This window comes from Pseudomonas sp. HY13-MNA-CIBAN-0226, assembly GCF_040310305.1.
GTDB classification, from domain to species: Bacteria; Pseudomonadota; Gammaproteobacteria; order Pseudomonadales; family Pseudomonadaceae; genus Aquipseudomonas; species Aquipseudomonas gregormendelii.
On the sequence record NZ_JBEOPS010000543.1, the window covers coordinates 1 to 243 of the forward strand.

1 pseudogene is annotated in these 243 nt (G+C 57.6%); it reads right to left on the reverse strand.

The window, feature by feature from the left end:
• Positions 1-243, reverse strand: a pseudogene (locus AAEZ05_RS29830) (hypothetical protein); the annotation flags it as partial.

Below are 243 nucleotides of genomic sequence, written 5' to 3' on the forward strand. Positions count from 1 at the left end.
CTGGCCATGGAACTTGGTGCCGTACCAGGACGCGGTGCCCGATTGCACGTAGGTCTTGGATTCCTGCAGCGGGAAGTAATTCTTGCCCAGCACGGTACGCCATGGCCGTGCATCAGCTGTCAGATGAGCTGGTTCAAGCACGGGGCAACAAGTAATGCGGGTATCGCCGTTCAAAAAACCGCTCAAGCTGGTGGCGTTCGCCGCGTTGTCCTTGTTGGTAGCCAGTTGTTCCACCACCCCTAA